The 5,041-nt window shown below is 71.1% G+C and carries 6 protein-coding genes; all 6 read right to left on the bottom strand.

Annotated features, from left to right (window positions below; all coding sequences use genetic code 11):
• Positions 1–134 (bottom strand): TadE/TadG family type IV pilus assembly protein (locus QM633_RS08335; protein WP_415153283.1); only part of this gene is annotated, 134 nt, incomplete at its 3' end.
• A gap of 74 nt (positions 135–208) precedes the next feature.
• Entirely contained in the window at positions 209–385 is a 177-nt protein-coding gene (locus QM633_RS08330; protein ID WP_415153282.1) for a hypothetical protein, read from the bottom strand.
• A 22-nt stretch (positions 386–407) separates the two neighbouring features.
• A complete protein-coding gene (locus tag QM633_RS08325) occupies positions 408–1,286 on the bottom strand; it encodes a hypothetical protein (protein ID WP_415153281.1) in 879 nt (292 codons plus the stop codon).
• On the bottom strand, positions 1,283–2,191 hold the full coding sequence (locus tag QM633_RS08320; protein ID WP_415153280.1) for a type II secretion system F family protein: 909 nt from the start codon (positions 2,189–2,191) through the stop codon (positions 1,283–1,285). The genes QM633_RS08325 and QM633_RS08320 overlap by 4 nt, the downstream gene beginning before the upstream one ends.
• Complete coding sequence (locus tag QM633_RS08315) at positions 2,191–3,657, bottom strand: CpaF family protein (protein WP_415153279.1); 1,467 nt, start codon at positions 3,655–3,657, stop codon at positions 2,191–2,193. The genes QM633_RS08320 and QM633_RS08315 overlap by 1 nt, the downstream gene beginning before the upstream one ends.
• Positions 3,658–4,558: 901 nt before the next feature.
• Positions 4,559–4,696 carry a hypothetical protein gene (locus QM633_RS08310; protein ID WP_415153278.1) on the bottom strand — a complete coding sequence of 46 codons (138 nt, stop codon included), beginning with the start codon at positions 4,694–4,696 and terminating at the stop codon, positions 4,559–4,561.
• Between the last annotated feature and the right edge of the window lie 345 nt (positions 4,697–5,041).

The following is a 5,041-nucleotide window of genomic DNA, read 5'->3' as shown; positions in this document are numbered from 1 at the left end:
CGGAGGTCGGCGACCGTGGCCGCCGCCTGCGCGGCGACCGTGCGCGAGTACAGCCAGACGCCCACCTGGACCAGTCCGAGCACGAGCAGCAGGAGCGTCGGCAGCAGGACCGTCCACTGGGTCGACTCCGCCACGCCACGCTGGCGGCGTGTCCGGCCGCTGCCGGGGTGCCGGTGGGCATCCGGCGGAGCGGCCGGCCGGGCCCGGTTCACGGTCTCGGCAGCTTGGCGTTCACGTACACGGTGACGGCGGCGACGACGGCCGCGGCGACGAGCACCGCCCCGCCGAGCAGGATGGCCGTCTCCGTGGACTGGGACAGGCCGCGCTGGTCGCGGCGCGGTGGCGGCCCGACCAGGGCTGCCACGAGCAGGTGCAGAAACCTCATTGCAGTGCCTCCTTCGCCCGGCTCAGCTGCCGAGCAACCGCAGGATCGGTGGGACGAGAAAGAACAGGCCGAAGACGAGCGAGGGGACGACCATGAACACGGCCATCCGCTCGGAGACGGCGGACGCCGCGATCCTCGTCTGGGTCAGGTGGGCGTCGCGCAACTCCTTCACCCTGGCCCTCAGCGCGACCGAGAGGGACGCCCCGGCCTCGTCGAGGGCCATCACATCGGCGACGTCGACGAGCGCGGGCAGTTCGAGTTCCGTCCCGAGCCGCCGCAGCTCGGGGTAGGGCGGGCGCTGCTCGAGGCGGGCACGTTCGAGCGCGTCCCTGATGGCTGCGAAGACGGTCACGTCGCTGACCGCCGCCGCCGAACGCAGGGCCTGGCTGCCCGAGGCGTTGGCCAGGCGTTCGAGGGTGACGAGGTCGAAGTAGGTGAGCAGCGCCTCGGTGGCGTCCTCGGTGCGCTCGCCGTCCGCGCTCCGCAGCAGCAGGTCGGGGAGGAGGAAGCCGGCCACGCCGCCCGCGAGGCCGACCAGGGCCGGCACGGCGGGGCTCGTCCCGAGCAGCGCGGAGAGCGCGGCGCCGAGGAGGACGGGCAGCAGCAGCCCGGCGAACGCACCGAGGACCTTGTGGGCGTCGTGGCGCTGCACACTGCGCCCGGCGAGTCGCAGCCTGCGCAGCGTGGCCGCGGACACCGGTCGTCGTAGCCGCGAGCGCAGCCGGGCGCCGAGCCGGTCGATGCCGCCCCCGGGTGGCTCGGCAGGGGCGGAGAGCCGACCGTCGAGGAGGTCGAGCGCGTCGGCGAGCCGGGGCCGGACGGGCAGCGCGGCGCCGGCGAACGCCCACAACCCGAAGCCCAGCAGGGCGCCGGTCGCGACGGCGAGCAGGAGCGGGTTCACCGCGTCCGCCGGGGACCGGGAGGTGACGCCTCGGCAGGGACGGGCACCGGGCGCCTGGCGAGGATGCGCTGCCGGGGCCGGGGCAGCGTCATGCGGCGCAGCAGGAGCAGGGAACCGAGGTAGGCGGTGACCAGGGTGAGCAGGAGCACCTGGCCGAGGTCGGTGCCGTACGGGGCGAAGAACGAGCCGCCGAACGCCAGAGCGAGCGCGAGCACGACGGCGGTGATCACCGTCACCTGGCGCACGACGAAGCGGGGCTTGGCCCGCTCGGTCTCGATCTCGCGCAGGGCGCGCAGCCGGTCCTGGATGTTGTCGGCGAGCGCGGCCAGGGTGGTGCTGGCGCCCGTGCCGCCGCGCTGCGCAGCCAGTGCGAGGGCGGCCAGCACGGCGTCCGCGTCGGCACTGTCGAGCTCGTCGGCGAGTGCGAACAGGGCCTGCTCGATGGTCCAGCGGTCGTCGAGCCGCGCGACCAGTAGCCGCAGGTCGGGAGCGATCAGCGCGGGAGCCTGCCGGACACCGACGCGGACGGCGTCGGAGATCGATCGCCCGGTGGGCAGCAGGGACGCCAGCGTCCGCACCCAGCGGTCGAGGGCCTCGAGCAGGGCGAGGTCGCGGTGGGGCGGGGCCGAGAGCACCAGCGGAAGGCCGTAGCCGACGACGGGGACGAGGATGGCCAGCAGCGCCCACCCGGTCATCGACGCCGCGACGACACCGACCACGACGGCCAGCAACAGCTGCCACCAGCGCCGCCGTACGGCCCGGCCGGGGCGGCTGTCCACAAGACTTGTCCACAGGCCTGTGGAGGAGGGCCCGCTCGCGGCGGGAGGGGTGTGGAAACCCGCGACGACCAGGACGAGCCCGCCGGCGAGGAGGACACCGCAGAGGGAGGCGAGGAGGGTTGCCATCATTCCTCCCAGGCCGCGGTGTACGGGGCGAGTTCGCCCAGCAGAGCGGGCTCGGGGTTGAACCAGTCCTCTCCGTCGCCCGAGCGGTAGACCAGGTGGGTCACGGGCCGTCCGTCCTCGAGCCCTCCGGTGAGCTCGCGGATCTCCGCGACGGTGCGCGTCCGCAGACCGCCGCGCCAGGTGTCATCGACGAGGCGGACGTGGACCAGCAGCGAGATGTGGTGGGCGATCTGCCGGTAGGCCTCGTCCATGCTGAGCACGCCGCCCTGCGCGACCCGGGACGCGAGCCGGTCCATCGTGGACGCGGCGGAGTGCGAATGTGTCGTGCTCAGCGTCCCCGCTCCTGCGGTCATCGCCTCGAACATCGCCCCCGCCTCCCCGCCGCGGACCTCCCCGACCACCAGCCGGGACAGGTTCTGCCGCAGCGCCTCGGGGATCAGGTCGGCGACCGTGAACTCGCCGACGCGGCGTCCGTCCTGCACCTCTCCCATCCCGACCCGGGCCTGCAGCGCGACCATGTTCCGGCGGTGCGGCTGCAGGTGGGTGAGCAGTTCGTAGTCGGTCTCGAGCGTCCCGAACCGCTCACTCTGCGGGATCGCGGCGATCAGCGCCCGCAGCAGGGTCGTCTTGCCGGCGCCCTGGTCGCCGGAGATCACCATCGACTTGCGGGCGAGGACGGCGGCGTGGAGGAGGCGCGCGACCTCTTCGGGCATCATCCCGCCTGCGGCGAGGCGGCGCAGGTCGATGTCGACCAGGGTGTGGTTGCGGATCGTGATGCTCGGCCGGTAACTCAGCCCGAATCCGATCGCATGCAGCCGGTGCCGGTCGCCGAGGGCCAGCGTCATCATCGGGTGGGTGTCGTCGAATGGACGGGCCGGGTTGACAGTCTCGCCGAGGAAGCGGATCGCCTCGACCAGTTCCTCGTCGCTGTCGGCGACCGGCGGCCGGTTCTCCCTGTGCCCGTCCCCGAACTGGACGACGACCGAGTCGCAGCCGTGGATCTCCACGTTCTCCGCGTCCGGGATCTCGAACAGGGGCTGCAGCCGGCCGAACCCGAAGATCGCGTTCTCCACCGCGTCGGAGTAGGCCTGCTCGACGGCGATCGGCCACAACGCCTCACCCCGGGTGCTCAGCGCGTCCACATGATCGCGCACCACCGTCCGGACGATCGAACGACCGAGCAGGCGTCGGTCGACCTCGGCCAGCGGCCCCGGTTGTTCGGCGATCGCCGCCGTGATCCGCTCGGACGCCCTGCGACGCAAGACCACGACCAACTGCCAGTCCACCGGTGGCTGCTCGGGCCGCGCCTCGACCAGACGCTGCCGAGTGACAGCCTGCTCGAACGACACCCCACCGACCAGCAGGTCCACCTCCGCCAGGCGTTTCGCGCCCCGCTCACCACCGCCGCGCGTCGCAGACGCCGAGCCTCTCCACACCGGGCCGCCACCCGGGACCAGTCCGGCCATCGCCGACCCCCTGTAGCGCGCGCCCTGGAGGCCGGGGGTGGCCTCGCTGACCCGCGATTCCGAGGATCGTAGGCGACCCCCCACCCGCCGCCACAAGAGGCCCCCGCAAATCTGTGGATAACTTCCCCGACTCGTACACCGCCGTCCACAACCCCAAGGCCCCGGCGCAGCGAACTCACCACGGCGGCAATCTCGTGGGGACTGTCGCGGGAACGGTGCAACTGGCTCTACCGCCCGGATGTGACGACGACGCTCGAACTCTGGTCGGTTTCGAGCCGTCGGTGATGGGCCGCCCGGCCGCCGTCGTCGTCGCCTCCAGCCATAGCCGGGCGCAGCATGCGGCACGTGGATGCGCCCTGTTTCGGGCGGCCAGTCGAGATGCCGCGTCGGAAGCGGAATGTGCGCAGCGGGCCTGTCCGGTCGGGGTGCTCACCGAGCAGCACGCCAGGATCGCCATGCCGCGGTCAGGCCATTGTTTGGGTTGCGAAGGTTCTTGGGACCGAAGTCGCGCGTCACTCCGGCGCGGTCGCATCCAGATGAGTGGCTTGGGTGCGGAACGGAAAAACCCGGCGTGGCGACCGCGGTTCTGTTTGCGTTGGCTCATCCGAGTGGGCGCCGGGGAGGTCAGAATCTCGTGTCGGATCAAACCAGACCTAAGTCGAGGGTTGCGGACGCATATCGGATCGCGCCGGGATAACACCGTCCCTGTCGGGGACCCCGGCGAGGGCTAATGCCGAAGAACAACAGCCAGACGATTGAGCCCGAACGCAATCATGGCTACCGCTATCGCGAGACTAATCCAGTTCCCGGCTGTGGCGCCCCAATCAACAACAGCGCACCCACGACCGCAACAATGAGCCCGGCCATCCCGCCCCACAAAACCTTCTCGGGGCGACTCAGTTCAACCGCACGGCCAGCCCTTGCTGATGAGTTCTACGATCTCCGTCCTTCGCGAACCGAACGTGGCCTGATCAATCTCGCCGGCCGCAAAGCGGCGTTCCAGGTTGGACAGCATCTCCTGGCCAATGTCGCGAGCCATAGGTCGAGACTACACCGGCCGAAACAGTCCGGACCCACAAATAAGCACCGGATCTTCGGGCTTGAACCCCGGCCCGGAGCCGCTTCAACTCCTCCAGGTCGACCTTGGGTAGATCGCCCTGTGGCAGACATCTCGGCCGTCTATCGATCCTCTCGGACGATGGTTGCAGATCTGCCATACCCGCGGGCGTCGTCATGGCGGATCCATGACCATCGCTGGACTGTGGCGGCATCCTCGGGACGCCTGGCGCCGTGGTCAGCTTCCCAAGGAAGCTACCGCCCGTGCCGATGAGTGGATGAGAACCGTCAGTCCCTCGTCTCGTCGAGCATGGCGCCCCAGGCGTGG

The organism is Propionicimonas sp. (assembly GCF_047606205.1).
In the GTDB taxonomy this organism is placed as follows: Bacteria; Actinomycetota; Actinomycetes; order Propionibacteriales; family Propionibacteriaceae; genus Propionicimonas.
Note: the sequence above shows the minus strand (reverse complement) of the source record. Positions and strands in the feature narration are given on the sequence as shown.

What these genes read in the sequence shown, in the direction of transcription:
- QM633_RS08330 (WP_415153282.1), bottom strand. Translation starts at nt 385, where the DNA reads ATGAGGTTTCTGCACCTGCTCGTGGCAGCCCTGGTCGGGCCGCCACCG.
- QM633_RS08320 (WP_415153280.1), bottom strand. Translation starts at nt 2,191, where the DNA reads ATGGCAACCCTCCTCGCCTCCCTCTGCGGTGTCCTCCTCGCCGGCGGG.
- QM633_RS08315 (WP_415153279.1), bottom strand. Translation starts at nt 3,657, where the DNA reads ATGGCCGGACTGGTCCCGGGTGGCGGCCCGGTGTGGAGAGGCTCGGCG.
- QM633_RS08310 (WP_415153278.1), bottom strand. Translation starts at nt 4,696, where the DNA reads ATGGCTCGCGACATTGGCCAGGAGATGCTGTCCAACCTGGAACGCCGC.